The organism is Streptomyces sp. NRRL F-5755 (genome assembly GCF_001279365.1).
In the GTDB taxonomy this organism is placed as follows: Bacteria; Actinomycetota; Actinomycetes; order Streptomycetales; family Streptomycetaceae; genus Streptomyces; species Streptomyces rimosus.
The window spans coordinates 1-15,667 of sequence record NZ_LGCW01000017.1; the positions used below are offsets into that span (position 1 = coordinate 1).

The 15,667-nt window shown below is 69.4% G+C and carries 19 protein-coding genes and 3 pseudogenes; 15 read left to right on the forward strand and 7 right to left on the reverse strand.

The genetic code is table 11. From position 1 onward, the window contains the following. A pseudogene (locus tag ADK86_RS42050) lies at positions 1 to 99 on the forward strand (dehydrogenase); the annotation flags it as partial. Positions 100 to 274: 175 nt separating this feature from the next. On the opposite strand, the gene ADK86_RS42055 reads toward ADK86_RS42050, so the two are convergent. Both ADK86_RS42055 and ADK86_RS42060 read right to left on the reverse strand, forming a co-directional pair. Further along, positions 275 to 532 carry a hypothetical protein gene (locus ADK86_RS42055; protein ID WP_063788931.1) on the reverse strand — a complete coding sequence of 86 codons (258 nt, stop codon included), beginning with the start codon at positions 530 to 532 and terminating at the stop codon, positions 275 to 277. Then, positions 523 to 657, reverse strand: a complete 135-nt coding sequence (locus ADK86_RS42060; protein ID WP_107088406.1) for a Tn3 family transposase — start codon at positions 655 to 657, stop codon at positions 523 to 525. The genes ADK86_RS42055 and ADK86_RS42060 overlap by 10 nt, the downstream gene beginning before the upstream one ends. A 252-nt stretch (positions 658 to 909) precedes the next feature. Here ADK86_RS42060 and ADK86_RS03635 point away from each other — a divergent pair, with 252 nt between their 5' ends. From ADK86_RS03635 to ADK86_RS03655, 5 genes are all read left to right on the forward strand, one after another. Continuing rightward, a complete protein-coding gene (locus ADK86_RS03635) occupies positions 910 to 1,224 on the forward strand; it encodes a type VII secretion target (protein ID WP_063788932.1) in 315 nt (104 codons plus the stop codon). Next, positions 1,221 to 2,342: a WXG100 family type VII secretion target gene (locus tag ADK86_RS42960; RefSeq protein ID WP_053695251.1), complete on the forward strand. Its 1,122-nt coding sequence runs from the start codon at positions 1,221 to 1,223 to the stop codon at positions 2,340 to 2,342. Before ADK86_RS03635 ends, ADK86_RS42960 begins: the two co-directional genes overlap by 4 nt. A gap of 14 nt (positions 2,343 to 2,356) precedes the next feature. Continuing rightward, on the forward strand, positions 2,357 to 2,989 hold the full coding sequence (locus ADK86_RS42965) for a hypothetical protein (protein WP_053695252.1): 633 nt from the start codon (positions 2,357 to 2,359) through the stop codon (positions 2,987 to 2,989). Positions 2,990 to 3,772: 783 nt separating this feature from the next. After that, positions 3,773 to 4,033 carry a hypothetical protein gene (locus ADK86_RS44140; RefSeq protein WP_234345679.1) on the forward strand — a complete coding sequence of 87 codons (261 nt, stop codon included), beginning with the start codon at positions 3,773 to 3,775 and terminating at the stop codon, positions 4,031 to 4,033. Positions 4,034 to 4,343: 310 nt separating this feature from the next. Beyond that, entirely contained in the window at positions 4,344 to 4,574 is a 231-nt protein-coding gene (locus tag ADK86_RS03655) for a hypothetical protein (protein WP_053695253.1), read from the forward strand. Positions 4,575 to 4,592: 18 nt separating this feature from the next. Here ADK86_RS03655 and ADK86_RS03660 read toward each other — a convergent pair whose 3' ends face one another. Together ADK86_RS03660 and ADK86_RS03665 are read right to left on the reverse strand one after the other, a co-directional pair. After that, positions 4,593 to 5,231 carry a WD40 repeat domain-containing protein gene (locus ADK86_RS03660; RefSeq protein WP_267888781.1) on the reverse strand — a complete coding sequence of 213 codons (639 nt, stop codon included), beginning with the start codon at positions 5,229 to 5,231 and terminating at the stop codon, positions 4,593 to 4,595. A gap of 11 nt (positions 5,232 to 5,242) precedes the next feature. Beyond that, a complete protein-coding gene (locus ADK86_RS03665) occupies positions 5,243 to 6,238 on the reverse strand; it encodes a WD40 repeat domain-containing protein (RefSeq protein ID WP_234345680.1) in 996 nt (331 codons plus the stop codon). A 48-nt stretch (positions 6,239 to 6,286) separates the two neighbouring features. Here ADK86_RS03665 and ADK86_RS44145 point away from each other — a divergent pair, with 48 nt between their 5' ends. From ADK86_RS44145 to ADK86_RS03700, 8 genes and pseudogenes are all read left to right on the forward strand, one after another. Continuing rightward, positions 6,287 to 6,682, forward strand: a complete 396-nt coding sequence (locus ADK86_RS44145) for a hypothetical protein (protein WP_234345681.1) — start codon at positions 6,287 to 6,289, stop codon at positions 6,680 to 6,682. Between the two features lie 160 nt (positions 6,683 to 6,842). Next, a pseudogene (locus ADK86_RS44150) lies at positions 6,843 to 7,263 on the forward strand (transposase). A 282-nt stretch (positions 7,264 to 7,545) separates the two neighbouring features. After that, positions 7,546 to 7,860, forward strand: coding sequence for a hypothetical protein (locus ADK86_RS03675; protein ID WP_053695256.1), 315 nt, complete (start codon positions 7,546 to 7,548; stop codon positions 7,858 to 7,860). Position 7,861: 1 nt separating this feature from the next. After that, entirely contained in the window at positions 7,862 to 8,959 is a 1,098-nt protein-coding gene (locus ADK86_RS03680; protein ID WP_053695257.1) for a WXG100 family type VII secretion target, read from the forward strand. Between the two features lie 2 nt (positions 8,960 to 8,961). Beyond that, a complete protein-coding gene (locus tag ADK86_RS03685; RefSeq protein ID WP_053695258.1) occupies positions 8,962 to 9,570 on the forward strand; it encodes a hypothetical protein in 609 nt (202 codons plus the stop codon). A gap of 182 nt (positions 9,571 to 9,752) precedes the next feature. Continuing rightward, positions 9,753 to 10,454, forward strand: a complete 702-nt coding sequence (locus ADK86_RS03690; RefSeq protein ID WP_053695259.1) for a hypothetical protein — start codon at positions 9,753 to 9,755, stop codon at positions 10,452 to 10,454. A gap of 417 nt (positions 10,455 to 10,871) precedes the next feature. Then, entirely contained in the window at positions 10,872 to 11,051 is a 180-nt protein-coding gene (locus ADK86_RS43665) for a hypothetical protein (RefSeq protein WP_199834344.1), read from the forward strand. A gap of 14 nt (positions 11,052 to 11,065) precedes the next feature. Next, positions 11,066 to 11,473 carry a nuclear transport factor 2 family protein gene (locus tag ADK86_RS03700; protein ID WP_053695261.1) on the forward strand — a complete coding sequence of 136 codons (408 nt, stop codon included), beginning with the start codon at positions 11,066 to 11,068 and terminating at the stop codon, positions 11,471 to 11,473. A 333-nt stretch (positions 11,474 to 11,806) separates the two neighbouring features. Here ADK86_RS03700 and ADK86_RS03705 read toward each other — a convergent pair whose 3' ends face one another. Both ADK86_RS03705 and ADK86_RS03710 read right to left on the reverse strand, forming a co-directional pair. Next, positions 11,807 to 12,523 (reverse strand): SDR family oxidoreductase, encoded by a 717-nt coding sequence (locus ADK86_RS03705; RefSeq protein WP_053695262.1) that lies wholly within the window; start codon positions 12,521 to 12,523, stop codon positions 11,807 to 11,809. A 56-nt stretch (positions 12,524 to 12,579) separates the two neighbouring features. Continuing rightward, the gene (locus tag ADK86_RS03710) at positions 12,580 to 13,329 is read right to left on the reverse strand and encodes an SDR family NAD(P)-dependent oxidoreductase (RefSeq protein WP_053695263.1); all 750 of its coding nucleotides are present in this window, start codon (positions 13,327 to 13,329) and stop codon (positions 12,580 to 12,582) included. A 96-nt stretch (positions 13,330 to 13,425) separates the two neighbouring features. Between ADK86_RS03710 and ADK86_RS03715 the strand changes: the two are divergent. Continuing rightward, positions 13,426 to 14,036, forward strand: a pseudogene (locus tag ADK86_RS03715) (TetR/AcrR family transcriptional regulator). A gap of 363 nt (positions 14,037 to 14,399) precedes the next feature. Here the strand turns inward: ADK86_RS03715 and ADK86_RS03720 are convergent. Further along, a complete protein-coding gene (locus ADK86_RS03720) occupies positions 14,400 to 15,626 on the reverse strand; it encodes a serine hydrolase domain-containing protein (protein ID WP_053695264.1) in 1,227 nt (408 codons plus the stop codon). Positions 15,627 to 15,667: the final 41 nt, after the last annotated feature.

Below are 15,667 nucleotides of genomic sequence, written 5' to 3' on the forward strand. Positions count from 1 at the left end.
CCCGAGCAGGGCGCGGCCACGGCAATCCGGCTCGCCACGCTGCCCGACGGCGGCCCGACCGGCTCGTTCTTCAACGACGACGGAGTCATCCCCTGGTGATCCCGATCCTTTCGTGATCATGCCGTAGGCCCTGGCGGTGCTCGTCGCGACCGCGGATACGGAGATCAGTGCGTGGGGTACTGCCGCTCCCAGCCCGACAGGCCCTCCCCGGCCCGGCACCTCACTCCGGTTGACGATCCAAGCCACCCGGGAGCGACGCCGGGCAAACGGGCCGTCAGGATGCCGACCCAACCCCATCGTCCGCCACCGAACGGGCAGCTTCCGCCTCGGGCACGGTGAGGGGACCGGGCACCATGGCCGCCACCGCGGCGGCGAGGTCGAAGTGGGAGTTCATACCCGGCTCGAACCGGCCGTAGGGAGTCACGCGGGTCCATAACAGCGGGGACAGGGCCTGCCGGGCAGTGTCGATGAGCCGCTTCTGCCGCTTCTCCTCGCTCGGAGTGTCCTGGAGGGGCAGAGTGTTTACCTGCACCAAAACGCGGACTGGAGCAGGTGCAGGGCGAGCATGGAGACCTCCTGGGACTCCTGGTCGGAGCCGGTCAGGTCACCGTCCTTGCCGTAGAACAGGTCGTGGTTGGCGGAGTTCCAGTTCTTCATGCCCTGGAGCCCGTCGTTGCTCTCGCGTGCGCGTCCTCTCGGTTCTGCCGGCGGTGTTCAACGCCCGGGACTGTAACCATCGCGCTGCCTGCTCCAACTCCCGGCAAGGCGGCGTAGTTTGCCGCCCCATTGCTACCTGATTTCCGAGAATTGAACCGCCTTGTCGTGATCTTGATGTGTGCGCTGGCGCGCAGGCGACCCGGCGCCATTAGCGTGGTTCGCGAGAATCAGGTCCGTCGCGGGGAGCCGGCCATGGCAAAGGAACACTTCGCCGTACACCCGGAAAAACTCCGGTCCCTGTCCGAGGCATTCACGCGGACAGGTGCCCGGCTGGAAGAGCAGCTCACGGTTTTTGCCAGCAAGGCGGAGAACGTGGACGATGCGTTCGGTGTGCTCAGCGAATCCACCGAAGCGCTGCAGAAGTACGTCGAAATGGTGCAGGCGACGGTCGTCAGCCTCCAGCCGCTGCGTCGGCAACTTGCCGGGTACGTGGGCGGCCTCAACCACTCCGCGGCCGCTTACGAGCATGCCGAAGCGCGGCACGCGTCCGCATTCCAGGGGACGTGACGACCGTGGCCGAGGAACAGCAGCACATCGAGAAGAGTTTCAACATTCTCAAGCCCGGCGGCAATCCCGAGGTATTGCGCAAATGCGCCGCGGCGTGGCGGGAAATGGCCCAGGAGCTGCGGACTGCGGGTGCCGACCTGAACCGTCAGGTGGGAGACCTGGACGAAACCGACTGGGATGGCCAGGCGGCGGAAGGGTTCCGCGCCCACTGGACACACACGAAAGAGCAGATCGATCACGCACTGCCCGACTTCCACCAGGTGGCGAAGGAACTGGAGCAAGCGGCCGACCACATCGAGGACACCAACAAGCAGATCGAGCATGTCCTTGAGGAACTGGCCGTCACCGCGGCCGTGGGCATCGGCCTGACCGTGGTCACGGCAGGGTTCTCCGACCTGGTGGCCGCGGGGAGCGCGGCAGCGGAAGTCGCCGAGGCAGGTGTTGTCGTCGCACGGCTCGGCAGGGTGCTCAAGCAGGTCGAGTCGGCCCTGGAGGCTCTCCGGCGGGTGATGCAGTCCAGCAAGCTCCTGAAATTCGGCGTGGAGTTCGCGACGAACACCGCGGGAAACTTCACCGGCAACGTGCTGGGCCCGGCTTTCACCGGCCAGGACATCACCTGGGGCCAGGACTTCCAGGACGCGGCGGTGGCCGGCGGGGTGGGCACCGTGGTGGGAGCGGGCGGCCGGGCACTGGGCACCAGGCTGCCCGGTGCGCTGGGCGATGTCGTCGGAGGCAGAGGGCTCGCGGGCAGGACGGTCACCGGCGCTGTCACCAGCGGGGCGGGTCAGACGGCGGTCGACGCGGTCGACATCGCCGACGGAAACGCGGGCGGCAAGACGAGCGACAGCATCATCCCCGACCTGATCACCAGCGCCCTTGGCGGCGCGGCGGTGCACGGCGGCGATACCTGGTACGACCGCGGCGGGCCCGGCGGCGGACGGCACCGGGATCCCGAGACCGGGCCCACCTTCGGCCCCAGCCGGGAAGCCGCCACCAACGGCGTCGTGTACGGAGATGCCAATGCCAACGAGACCGACCGCACCGCCGACCACCCGGACTGCCCGTTCGACCGGCCTCGTTCCAAGCTGACCGACCCGGACGGCGCATACAAGGAGTGAGGAGACAGCCAAGCATGTGGCGGTTCCGAAAAAACCTCCGCAGATACCGCGAGGATCCCGACTGGCATTACCGCAAGCGGGAATCCCGCGACTGGGTGCGGCAGTTCGGCGCGCCCGGCCACCCCTTCGGCCCGCGCGGCAACCACGTCAAACACATCCTCGAAGGACACATACGGGGCTACGAGGCGACGCTCTTCCACCTGGCCGCCGTACATAAAGGCGGCCGGCCCGCCACCGACGTCAGCATGTATTCCGTAGCAGTACTGGCCCTGCCTGCCGCGCTGCCCGCCACCGTCCTCTCCCCGGCCAGCCTCGTCCGCCGCCTGGCCGCACCGCCCCTCCCGCCCCGGGCCGGTACCCCCGTAGACCTCTCACCCGCCCACCGCCCCCGCATGACCGCGTGCTCGACCGACCCCGCCTTCGCCGGTCTGATCCTTACGGAGCAAGCGATCCGGAGAGCGGCGGACACCAAAACGGGCTGGCGCCTGCACGAAGCCCACATCATCGGCTGGATCAAGGAACGCAAGCCGTACGAGCGCATCATCGAGCTCGCGGAAACCTTGGCGAATGTCGTCGAGGAGTTTCCGGAAGCGGTATGGGGCTGGGGCCACCCCACCCCCGGATGCCCATCGGGGCACACCCCGTGAGGCGTCACCGGCCCCAGCGCACAGGACGCCGACCAGCGCGCCCGCTGCAGCTCTCTCCGCCGGCCGTCCCGCACCGCCCGAAGCTTGGCGCGACGATCCTGCTCGGTGACCGGGCGGTCGTTCGCGACGGCCAGGGCAGCCGGCCCTTCAATGCCGAGAAAGAGCACGGAAGGCACCCCGGCATCGGACCCTCCGGCCAGGTGGAGCTGGGCCTTGAGCTCGTCGCCGATCCGGCCGCCCGGAAGGTCGCTGCGACGGCGGGATCCGGCTGGGCACCGGGGCTGAGGGCGAGAACTGCGCCAGCGTGCTCCATCTTCGTCGTGCCGCCGCACCCGGGTCAGTGCGGAGATCGATCGGCAGCTGCCCGGCCTGTTCGACGGTGAGCGCCGTCAGGTCCTCGAGGATCGGCTGTGCGAGAAAGCCATTCATGAGGGCGGGGGACTTCGTACGGCGCCACGTGCAGGCCGCAGCTGAGCAAGCCCGCTGGGACGCCGTCCGTGCGGCTGCCCGGGAGCGGGAGGAGCGCGGGCGCCGGGCCGCGGCCACCGATGCGGTCCAGCGGGCGCTGCGTGTGAGGACTGCGGGTTTCAATGGGCGGCCGGGCTGCGCGAGGCGTGCGGCTACCGGCGCCGGACCGAGGCGACGATCGCGGAGGCCGGACTGGTCGCGGCCACCTGGTGTGCCGATCTGACCGACCCGGACGACGTCGCCGCCGTCACCGGCCAGGTCCGCGCGACGCGGGGCACCGGCGTCGAGGCCGCTCGCCAGCAGCTCCTGGAACTGGTGGAGCCGGGCGAGCTGGAGGCGGACCCGGCTGCGGCGGCGTCCGCACTCGCTTTCGCCGCGCTCCAGGCGGTGGAGCAGGCCCTGCCGGAGTACCGCAGCAGCGCCCTGGCGTGGCTGGGCCGCACCGAGGAGGCCGAGGCTGAGGCGCGGCGGGCGTACCAGACCGAGCAGAGGCGCCGCTGGTACCGGCACGGCGCGGACGCGGTCGCGGCGGCGACGAAGGCGGCCGACGCGACGAGGGAGCGCACCGCGCAGTAGCTGCTGGCGGCGCGGCTGGAGCAGCTGCGCGAGCAGGCCGCCACCCGGACCGAGACGGCCGCGGCCGCGCCGTGGACGGACCGGCTGGCCGAGGTCGCCGCGCGCCCGCTGGACGCGGACACGGCCGGGACGGTGCCCGCATGAGCACCGAGCTGAGCGGCGTCGACCTCGCGCGCCAAGCGCTGGTTGGGCCCGGGAGGCGCCGAGGAAGAACGGCGGCCCCCAGACGAAGAGGCCGAAGCGGCGCACTGGCACGGACGTACGGTGCGACGGCCGTGAGCTGGTCGGATTCGGCAGCGAGATCAGCCGGATGATGACCGAGCGCGGCCTGGTCGCCCCGGCCGCTGGCAGAAGCATCCTCGCCCACTTCGACACCATCCTCGCCGCGGCCGTACCCGAACCCGCCGGGCGCGCCCAGGACGTGATGTTCGACGTGGCACCTGCCGCCGGGACGACGTCCTCATCGTCCCGGCCTGCGGTCAACGAGCCGGTATCGGACGCGAACGTCCGAGTCCTGTACGTGCCCGCGGCTGAACGGTGAGGTCATTGGATGCAGGGTTCACCCTGCGGGTATGGCCCCGCTGATGAATGACGTGATTTCGCCGGTGACATACGACTCGCGTTCCTGGCGTGTCAGGTCCCGGTTCACCGCATGACGGATCTTGCTGAGCGCTTCCGCTGGGCTGGGCAGGGGAACATCCCAGATCTGCAGGCGTCCGTCAGTGCTGCCGCTGGCCAGGGCTTTTTCTTCGTTGCTGAAGTCCATCGCGCTCACCGGACCGATGTGTCCGGTGAGGGTGGTGCGCTTTTTTCCGGTGGTGACATCCCAGATGTGCACCGTACTGTCTCCGCGCCTGCTGGCTGCCACCAGGGCTCCCGAGTGGCTGAACGCTGCCGCCCCGACGGGGCCGAGGCTATGTCCCATGAACGCGGCTCGGACCTCGCCGGCGGCCACGTCCCACACCTGCACGTCGCCCTGCACGCTGCCGCTGCTCAGGCTGCGGCCGTCCGGACTGAAGGACAGGGCTGCGGAGGCGCCGGTTTGGCCTTCGAGGTCGTAGCGGAGCTGCCCGGTGGCCACGTCCCACAATCGGATTGTGCCGTTCTTGCTGCCGCCAGCAAGCGTGCGCCCGTCAGGGCTGAAGGCCAGCGACTCGGCCGGGCCCGTTGTATCTGCTAGAGGTTTCCGGGGGGCGATGTTCCATAACCTTACCGGACCCCCATGCCCGCGGCGGCGAGGAGGTGCAAGTCGGGGCTGAAGGCGACGGCCCCTGCGAGAGTCCGCTCAGCGCCAGCCGGAACGGAGAGCGTGGCCTCCGTCCGATAGGTCACGGCATTGTGCAGTCGTACGGCGCCATCGGTGCCGCTGCTGGCCAGGGTATGCCCGTTCGGGCTGAAGGCCACCGTGACTACCCGGCCGTGGTGCCTGGCGAGGGTGGCCCGGGCCTTTCCGGTGGCCCGGTCCCGGATCCGTACCGTGCCATCCGCGCTGCCACTGGCCAGGGCCCGCCCGTCCGGACTGAAGTCCACGGTCCTCACCGCGCCATGGTGCCCGGCGAGGGTGGCCCGGGCGTTGGCGATGGTCACGTTCCACAGCCGTACGGTGGTGTCGTCGCTGCCGCCGGCCAGGCTGAGGCCGTCCGGGGCGAAGGCCACCGACTCCACGTTCTTGGCGCCTCCGGTGAGGGCTGTCTGCGGTTTTCCCGTCTTCACGTCCCACAGCTGCACCGCGGTGTCATTGCCGCTGGTCGCCAGGGATCGGCTGTCCGGGCTGAAGGTGAACGGCACCGTGCGCTCGCCAGATGTCGCTGCACTGCCGGTGAGCGGGCCGATGATCGCACGCCTTCGGCTACTGGCCGTATCCCATAGCCGGACTCCGCCGTCCAGTGTGCCGATGGCCAGAATTCTGCCGTCCGGACTGAAGGCCAGCCTCCCCACGCCACCTGGAGACTCGTCAAAGACTTCTGGCGCATCGGGAAGACCTTGAAATGTGCCGCTGGCCAGATCCCGCATCTGCAGATCGCCTGCGGAGCCACCGATGGCCAACGTTCGCCTCTCCGGATCGAAGGCCAGTGCCGACACTGGGCCCCACGTGGCAGCGAACTTGGTGCGGATCTTGCCGGTGGCGACATTCCACAGCCGTAGACCAGGATTCTTGCCACCGGAAACGACGCCGTCCGGCTCCTGGAACACCTCTACCGGCACGGAGAGGACCGCACGTCAGGCCCTCGTGTCCAGGCCCTGCGCCAGATCATGATGCAGAACTACCACCGCGACGCCGCAGGACACCTGCGTTGGCGCACCGTCGAGAAGGAAGGCGGGCCCGGACTGCCGCCCTCGTCGGCGGCGGTCGTCTCGCCCTACGACACCTCGGCCCGCTATGCACGGCACGGACACATCATCAACTGGAAGGGGTTCGCCGCCCATCTGACCGAGACCTGCGCTCCCGACGGCCCCAACGTGATCACGGACGTGGCCACCACCGCGGCCACCACCCACGACAGCCAGGTCCTGCCCGGCATCCACACCCGCCTGGCCCGCCGCGGGCTGCTGCCCAACGAGCACCTGGTCGACGCCGGCTACACCTCTCTCTGCACCATCTGGAACAAGCCACCCGTGAACACCAGGTCACCGTCACCGGACCGCTGAAGAGCAACCCCACCCACCAGCACCGCCGAAACGAGGGCTTCGCCCGGGACGACTTCCATATCGACTACGACCATCAGCAGGTCACCTGCCCCCAGGGACAGATCAGCGCGGGCTGGCACGGCCCCTACTCGACCTCCTCGCCCACCGCGCCCCGTTGATCGTGGCCAGGTTCACCAAGAGCCAATGCCGCCCCTGCCCGTCCCGCACCCAGTGCACCAGCACCGCCGACAGCGCCCGCACCGTGGGCTTTCCACCACGAGAACTCCACGACCTGCAACTCCGCGTCCGCACCGAACAACAGACGTCCGAGTGGAAGACCCGCTACGCGGACCGCTAGCGGAGTGGAAGGCACGGTCAACGAATTCGCCCATGGACACGGCATGCGACGCTGCCGCTACCGAGGACAGGGAAAGGCGCACATTCAGCACGTCCTGACAGCCATCGCCGTCAACATTGAACGCCTCAGCGGATTGTCACCCGCGGCGGAAGCACCCGCGCCTCGCCGACCGACCGCCTTCCAGGACTATCTCGACCGACGCGAGATAGCCCGGTTGAAGTCCTGGCGAACTCTGGGCAGCTGACCTTGGCGGCGCCAAGGTCCCCGACAGAGTCAAGCTCAGCGAACCGGATACACGGCGTCCACCACCGTGCCGGTCTTCGTACGGCCAGGACAGCTTCATTCCGGAATGCCGGGCCACCTCCTACATGCTCGCGGGACCGGCCGACGCCATGAACGGGTCTGCCGGGTGCCTGGATCTGGTCAATGAGCCGTTAAATCGGTGCCTACTGAACACAGTTCGCGATGCTCATCTGCCTACGTTGGTCGGGCGCACTGATCACACGGCTCGATCACGGGAACCGCGATGGCACACGAGCATTTTTCGATACATCCCGCGCCGGTTACGGCGCTGGCCAGGGACTTCACGGCCTCTTCCGAACGCCTGGATGACCGCATCAGTACCTTCGCCACCCGTGCGGAGAACGTGAACGATGCCTTCGGTGTGATGTCCGAGTCCACCGAGGTCCTGTCCCAGTACGTGGAGATGACCCGCCAGACGGTGACGTCCCTGCGGCAGCTCAGTGCCGGGCTGCGGCACTACGCCGCGGGCCTGCAGCACACCGTTGCCTCCTACCAGGGCTCTGATGCCATGCAGGCACAGCAGTTCGGGGGGAAGTGACATGCCTGGTCAGGAACAGGAGCAGCAGCCGAAGATCGAAAAAAGCTTCGACCTGTTCAACCCCGGTGGAGACCCGTCTGTCCTGCGGGCGTGTGCCGAGGCGTGGCGGCACATGGCGCACGATCTGAAGAGCACGGTCGAGGCCCAGGACCACGAGGTCGCCCGACTCGGCGACAACTGGACCGGCGCCGCGGCCGATGCCTTCCACGCCCACTGGGAGCACACCAGAGGCCAGGTCGACAAGGCGCTGCCGCAGTTCGCAACCGTCGCCCGTCAGCTCGACACCACCGCTGATGCGATCCAGAAGGCCAACGATGAGGTGCACCGTGTGGTCGAGGAGATCGCCGCGACGGTGGCGATCGGCGTCGGCCTGACGGTGCTGACCGCGGGCTTCTCCGACGCCATCGCCGCGGGTGCGGCCTCGGCCGAGATCGCCGAGGCGACGGCGGAAGTCACCCGGCTCGGGCAGCTTTTGATCAGGGCCGCCAAGGCGATCGAGGCGGTGAAGAAGGCGATGGCGGGCAGCAAGCTGCTCAAATTCACCATCGAGTTCGGCAAGAACACCGGCGCCAACTTCATCGGCAACGTCGGCGGACAGGCGCTCACGGGACAGAAGGTCACGTGGGGCCAGGACCTGCAGGATGCCGCCGTCGCCGGCGTGGTGGGCGCAGGGGTGGCCGAAGGCGCGGGCAGGCTTGGCAACAAAGTAGATAAGTTGTCAGAAAGTACCGGAAAGCATGCCGCCGGGGAAGCGTGGGCTCCCGGCAAGACCATCGCCGCAGGGCTGGAGGGCAAGAACCTGCTCGGCAGGATGGCCGTGGAGGGTGTGGGCAGCGCGGGCGGGCAGGCCGCGGCGGACGGGGCAGAGATCATCATCGAGGGGGAGGACAAGGACATCCTCCGGGACGCGGCGTTCAGCGGTGCTGCCGGAGCCGCCGGCGGCGGCGCGAACCACACAGGCACAAAGATCAACGACGGCGGTGGCGAGCACCGCGCAACCGGCCGTAAGGGGCTCCCCGGATGGCAGCAGGTCCCCGCCGACGGCCTCATCTACGGCGCCGGCAACGCGGCCAACACCGAACTGGGCAGCTCTGACTGATCGTGTTCGAGGTCCGCAAAAGCATCAAGCGCTTCCGGGACGACCCGGCCTGGACGTACCGCAAGCGTGCCCGGGACTACCTCGACACGTTCGACCACGGCGGCTATCCGTTCAGCCTCGGCCCCGACGGCCTTGCCCTTCGCGATCTGCTCCAGGGAAGCTTCCGCGGCCGGGAGGTGAACCTGTTCCACCTCCTGGCATGGCAGCGTGGTCCCAAGGCCAATGTCGCGTGGACCTACTCGGTAGCCGTACTGCCCCTGCCCCGCGCGCTCCCGGCCACCGCGTTGACGAGCAGGCGACTGGCGGCATCCCATCGAGTGGGAAAGCGTCCCGCGCTCAACCGCGCCACGGGCCGCGCCAAGAACCTGCCCCACCTCGGCACCCACCTGGTCCGCTACTGCGCCGACGACCCCGACTTCGCTGCGCTCATCAGTACGTACGCCATGGAACGGCTCATGCACAACGCCCGCCTGGGCTGGCGCATCGAGAAAAACCGCATGATCGGGTGGACACATGGGAGGGAGACCTACGAGGACCTTCTGTCCCTCACCGAAACCCTCGCAGGCATCATCGACAACTTCCCCGGGCAGGCGTGGTGCTGGCCCAAGTGAGCTGCTGTGCACCCGTGCCGGACTCCCGCGCCGACGGCACGCTGCGGGGCCCGGACTCCGGCCCCTAGGACGGAAGCGGGCCAGGCGGTCACAGCAGGTACCGAAACGTCACGTTCTCGGAGGCTTCCCGTACCGCCGGGGCCTGCCAGTCTGGTCATGACCCCGCTCTCCAGGAGGCCGCGATGTCCCTGCCTTCGTCTGCGCTGCGGCCCGCGGCGGCCGTGCTGCTGGGCGCTGCGCTGCTCGCTGGCTGCACCGGCGGTGGTTCCGTCAGCGGCAAGCACCGCGAGAGCGCCGGGGCGTCCGGCGCCGCGCCGGCCCGCTCGGCCGCTTCCGGGAGCGGCAGTGCCGCCTCGTCGCTGATTCCTGAAGGGCCGGGCCCGCAGGCGCGCTACACGGTCCAGGCCCAGCCCGCTCCCGGCACGTGCCACTACCGCACCGTCCACGGTCAGCCGCTGCAGGATGCCTCCTGCACCCCGGGCGCACTGAACCCGGACGTCACCCAGGCGACGCTGAAGACCACCGTGTGCCGCACCAGCGGCTACACCTCCAAGATCCGGCCGCCGGTGTCCGTCACCAGCGTCGAGAAGACCGCGAACGCCCGCTCCTGCGGCTACACCGCGAGCCTGCACGACGCTGAGTACGCCGAGTACGACCACCTCGTCTCCCTGGAGCTCGGCGGCGACCCCAACGATCCGCGCAACTTCTGGGTGGAGCCGCCTTCTCCCGGCCACCGGCCCGGCAGCGGCCCGAACAACCCCAAGGATGCCGTGGAGAACAAGCTGCACGAGGCGTTGTGCGCGGGGCAGGTCACGCTCGCCCAGGCCCAGCAGGCCATCGCCATCGACTGGACCACCGCCCTGGCCACCCTCCAGCTCACATAAACGGCATTCCCGGTGGGCAGCATGCGCCCGGTCCGGACATCGCACCGGGCCATCACCGGACCGAGGTGGATGCAGTGGCCGCCCAGGAGGCCACGGCTGCGGAGGCACTGGGGTGATCCGTGTACTTGCGGCCCAGACGAGGCTGAAGCACGGGTACCAGCCTATGCGGGTACCTGACGGACGGACCCAACCCGGTCGTTGTGGTGCGGCGGGGTGGTCTGCGATGACGCAGCGACCGGCGGAGTGCGTGAAGGGCCGCGCCCGCGCTCGGCTACGTCCCGGCCGGCGCCACCGTGAGCTGTTCGTCGTCGACCGCCTGGAGGCCGACGGCACCCGGACGCACGGGGGTGCTGGACGGCGACACGATCACCCGGACGTTCACGATACTCAAGCCGGGGCGGCATGCCGCCGGGTGAGATGGGGCAGCTCGATGACCTCGCCGAGGCCTGCCGCGCCGACGGCCACTGGGACTTCTTCCTCGCGGCCACGGCGCTGCGCATCACCGGCGGGGCCGGCCCCCGCCAGCCCGGTCGCCATCCGCTGACCCCGGCCGCGGACCGTCGGGTTACGGTGGACGCCAGCTCGTTCGAGACATGAGGGTGAGGTCGAGGATGATGGCGGTGGCGAACACGGCGCAGGCAGCACCGGTGCCCGAGTGGCTCGTGAAGTTCATGGACGCCATCGACACGCTGGAGTTCGATGAGGGCTTCGCGCCGCTGACGGAGGACACCGACATGTTCTTCGGCACCGCGCACATCCACGGTGTCGAGGCCATCAAGGCGTTCTTCGTCAAGATCGACGAGCCCCTGGTCATCACGCACGAGGTCCTGGAGTTCTGGACCGCGGGTGACGGCGTCCGCCTTCTGCGGGGAGAGGCCACCATGGCCAAGAAGAGCGAACCGGACCGCGTGGTGCGCGCCCCGTTCATGCACATCTTCTACCTCGCCGACGAGGATCCGGTGCGCGTTCGTGAACTGCGCATCACAGCAGGCCCGTTGCAGACCGACGCGGTGATGTAGCCGCTCGCGCCGCCTGGGCGAGCTCGGGCCCGGAAGTGGCGCAATCGCAGCGGAAGAAGACAGAGGGGGCGAGGGTGGCGGGCCGGTCCGGTTCGTCACCGGCGTCTGGCCGCCGCCGGCCCGGCCCGTCGTGTACTCGTTGTTCTTCCCCGGGACCGAGGCGGACCGAAGCCACCCCGCCCTCCGAGCCGCCATGCACGCCAGGTGATCCGGCCTGCGGTCGACTGCAGGATCAGCTGGCTGCGGTTCTGGTCGACGGATCTGGACCGGTTGTTCCATTGGTCCAGCCCGGTGGTCGATCCTTGGTCCGTTCCCAGGTCCGGCGGAGTACGGTCAGATGCCCGGCGGTTGGCCGTAGAGCTGCGCCGGGTCGCCGGCGAGGGCAGATGTGACGAAGCGGCTGGGGTCGTCGACCAGCACCTCGATGGCTTCTGCCGGTACGCCGTCGAGGGCGGCGCGTGCGACATCCGCGGGGGCGATCTTGGGTGCGTCGCGTCCTGCCATCATGTCGGTGTCCGCAGCCCCCAGGTGTGCGCCTTGGACGAGCGTCTTCTGGCCGGTGAGTTCGACGCGTACGCCGTTGGTCATGTTCCACTCCGCGGTCTTGGCCACCGAGTACGAGCCCGCCCCTTCTGCGGTGGCCACCCACGACAGCACGGAGAGGATGTTGACGATCGCGCCCCCGCCGGTGGAGGCCAGGGTCGGGGTGAAGGCGCGGATGACTCTCAGGGTGCCGAAAAGGTGTGTCTCCAGGTACTGCCGGATCATGTCCGGGTCGTCGGCCAGGAGGTGTGCGCCGGTGTTGATGTCGCCGTTGTTGACCAGCAGCGTGACGTCCTGCGCTGCTACGGCCGCCTCTGAGATCGATTCCTCGTCCAGCAGGTCCAGGTACAGCGGCGTGATCCGCGGGTCCAGGGTGCCGATCGACTCCGGACGGCGAGCGGTCGCGTAGACCTTCTCGGCTCCGCGCTCCAGCAGTTGCTCGACGAAGCGCCGACCGATCCCTCGACTGGCCCCGGTCACGAGTGTGGTGGAACCGGCTACGCCCATGGTCACTTCTTTCTTGCGCGGGCGGCGGGTGCCTGGCCGGAGGGGTAGTCGCTGCGTCAGAACTGGTTCTCGCCGCCGTCGGCGTAGAGGTTGGCGCCGAGGATGAAGCTGCTCTGGTCGGAGGCGAGGAAGGCGACAACCGCGGCGATCTCCTCGGGGCGTGCCATCCGGCCCAGCGCGGTGTCCGCGGCGAGCTTGGCCCGGAGGTCGGCCGCGTTCTCCTGCCCGACCAGATTGGTGACTCCGGGGGTATCAACCGGGCCCGGCGAGATGGCGTTGACCCGGACGCCGCGGCCCTTGAGCTCGTTGGCCCAGACCCGGGCGAAGGACCGTACGGCGGCCTTGGACGCCGCGTACAGGCTGAACCCCTCGGCGCCGTTGTCGGCGGCGGTGGAGGCGTTCAGGATGACCGAGGCGCCGTCGTTGAGCAGCGGCAGCGCCTTCTGCACGGTGAACAGGGTGCCCCGCACGTTGATGTCGAAGACGTGGGCGAGGTCTTCTTCGGTGATCTGCTCCAGCGGTACCAGTGAGGCGGTCGCGGCGTTCGCGAAGATCACGTCCAGGCCCCGGCCGCGGGCGCGGACCGCGTCGTACAGCCGGTCCAGGTCGGTCAGGTCGGAGATGTCTCCGGCCACCGCGGTGGCTCTCGCCGCACCGATGGTCTCGACGGCCGCGTCGAGTTCGGCCTTGCGCCGGCCGGTGATGAACACGTGCGCGCCCTCGGCCGCCAGTCGTACGGCGGTGGCCAGGCCGATCCCGGTGCCGCCGCCGGTGACGACCGCGGTCTTGTCCTTGAGCTGGTACATGCTTTTGACCTCCAGAAACTTCAGTACTGATCGGTTCGGAACGCAACGGTAACAGACTTCCGTATCGCCCGGTACAGAACTAGTGGAGTGGAGTGCATGGGAACGCAGCGAGAGGCGCGGATCGGCCGGCCGAGGGGCTTTGACGCGGACGAGGCCCTCGAGCGGGCCATGCGGGTCTTCTGGGAGAAGGGCTACGTAGGTGCCGGCCTCACCGACCTGACCGGTGCCATGGGCATCACCCGTACCAGCATGTACGCGGCCTTCGGCAACAAGGAGAATCTGTTCCGCAAGGCGTTGGAGCGCTACACCGAGGGCCCCGCCTCCTATGTGGCCCGCGCCCTGGAGGAGCCGACCGCTCGGCAGGTGGCCATCGCGTTCCTCAACGGCTCCGTGCGGGCCGCCACCCGCCCCGAGTGCCCCGCCGGGTGCCTCGGCGTCCAGGCATCCCTCGCCGCCGGTGACACCGCGGGCGATGCCCGCGATGCCCTCGTCGCCTGGCGCAACGAGGGCACCACGCGTCTGCGTGACCGGTTCCGGCGAGCCGTCGCCGAAGGCGACCTGCCCCCCCCGACATCGATTCCGGACAACTTGCTCGCTACCTCATGACCGTCGCGAACGGCATCGCCGTCCAGGCCACCAGTGGCGCTACCCGTGACGACCTGCGGCGGGTGGCCGACATGGCGCTGCGGAGCTGGCCGCCCGCCTGACCGGCTGCCGTCTTCGCCCGCGCCGCCCGCCCGGTGTTCGTGCTCGTCGTGCTGACGGCGGCGGCGCCGAGGGCGCCCAGGGCGACAGCCCGCAGGAGAACCGTGAGTCCGCGTCGCCGGAAGGCGGGGCGGCCGATCCTGTGGAGCGAAGTGGCCATGAGGCGTGCAACTTTCGCGCTCGGTCGGTCGTAGGGGATCGCTTCGTGTGACCGCGTCCGGCCGTCGCAGAGCGTCGGTGCTCAGGAGGCGCGGCAGGCGGTTCGTCCGGCCTCTCGTGCGGATGCGCGTGATGTCAGCCGGCCCGTACCGGTCGTCAGCGAGGCGGTCGCCGGCGGAGGCGATGCCGGCTGGTGTCCGCGGTCGTCATCCGGCCGGGCTGTCCGAGGGCTGGGGCTTGCCGAGCATCTGGCAGATGGCCGCTTCGACGAGGGCCTTGTTGTTGGTGGCGGCCTTCTTCTCCTTGATGCCGAAGTTCGTGCTCGTCAGGACGGCGACGCTGCGTCGGCCGCTCGCGTCGGTGTAGATCTCGCTGGAGTAGCCGGGCAGGCCGCCGGTGTGCCCCCAGACGGTGCCGCAGGTGGTGTCCACCCGCATCAGCCCCAGTCCGTAGCCGCCGCCCTCCTCGGGAGCGTCGACCGTGGTGCGCATCTGCTCCAGCTGCGCCTTGGGCAGCAGCTTGCCGGAGACCAGCGCGGTCAGGAAGCGCTGCCAGTCGTGTGCGGTGGAGACCATGCCGCCGGCTGCCCAGGACCAGCTCGGGTCGATGGCAGAGGTGTCGATGTTGTCCCCGGAACGCTCAGGACCGGCGAATCCGACGCCTTCGGGCAGGTCAACGGTCCCGGAGAGGATGGCCTTCAGGCGCTCGGCGTCCGGCTCGTAGCCGGTCACGTGCTGCTGGCCGGTGTTCCAGCCGGCCTTCGTGGCGAGGTAGGAGTCCTTCATGCCGAGCGGCCCGGTGATCTTCTTCTTGATCAGCTCGGCCAGGCCGCTCCCGGTGGCCTTCTCGAGAATCAGTCCCAGCGCCTCGTAGTTGGCGTTGCTGTACGAGTACGTCTCGCCGGGCTTGGCCGGCGGGGCCTGTGCGGGCGTGATGGCGAGCAGCTTCTGCGGTGTCCAGGCGCGCTTGTCCTGACCGGTGAGGGAGGGCAGGAATTGCGGGGTCAGCAGGAAGTCGCCCAGGCCGCTGGTGTGGTTGAGCAGCATCCGTACGGTGATGTCCTTGCCGCCCTTGACCAGTCCGGGCAGCCACTGCTCCACCGTGTCGTCGAGGCCGATCCTCTTGTCGGCGACCTGTTGCAGGACGAGGGTGGCGGTGACCGTCTTGGTGTTGGAGCCGACCCGAAACCGGTCGCCGGCGGCGATGCGGTGGTCGTCCTTTGTCCAGGCGGCCTGCCGGGCGAGCTCGACGGGCTTGCCGTCGCCGGAGTCGATGCGGACGATGACGCCCAGGGAGCCGGTGTCCGCCGCCTTCTGCGCGAGGCCGGCCAGCCGCGCGGCGGCCGCTGTGCCGGCCGCGCTCCGCCCGGCCCCGTCCGACCCGGCATCCGAGCAGCTCACGAGCGCCGCGCCCATGCAGGTCGCCAACGCCATGGTCAGCGCCCTCCGACGGATCCGGTGACGGCGCGACGGCG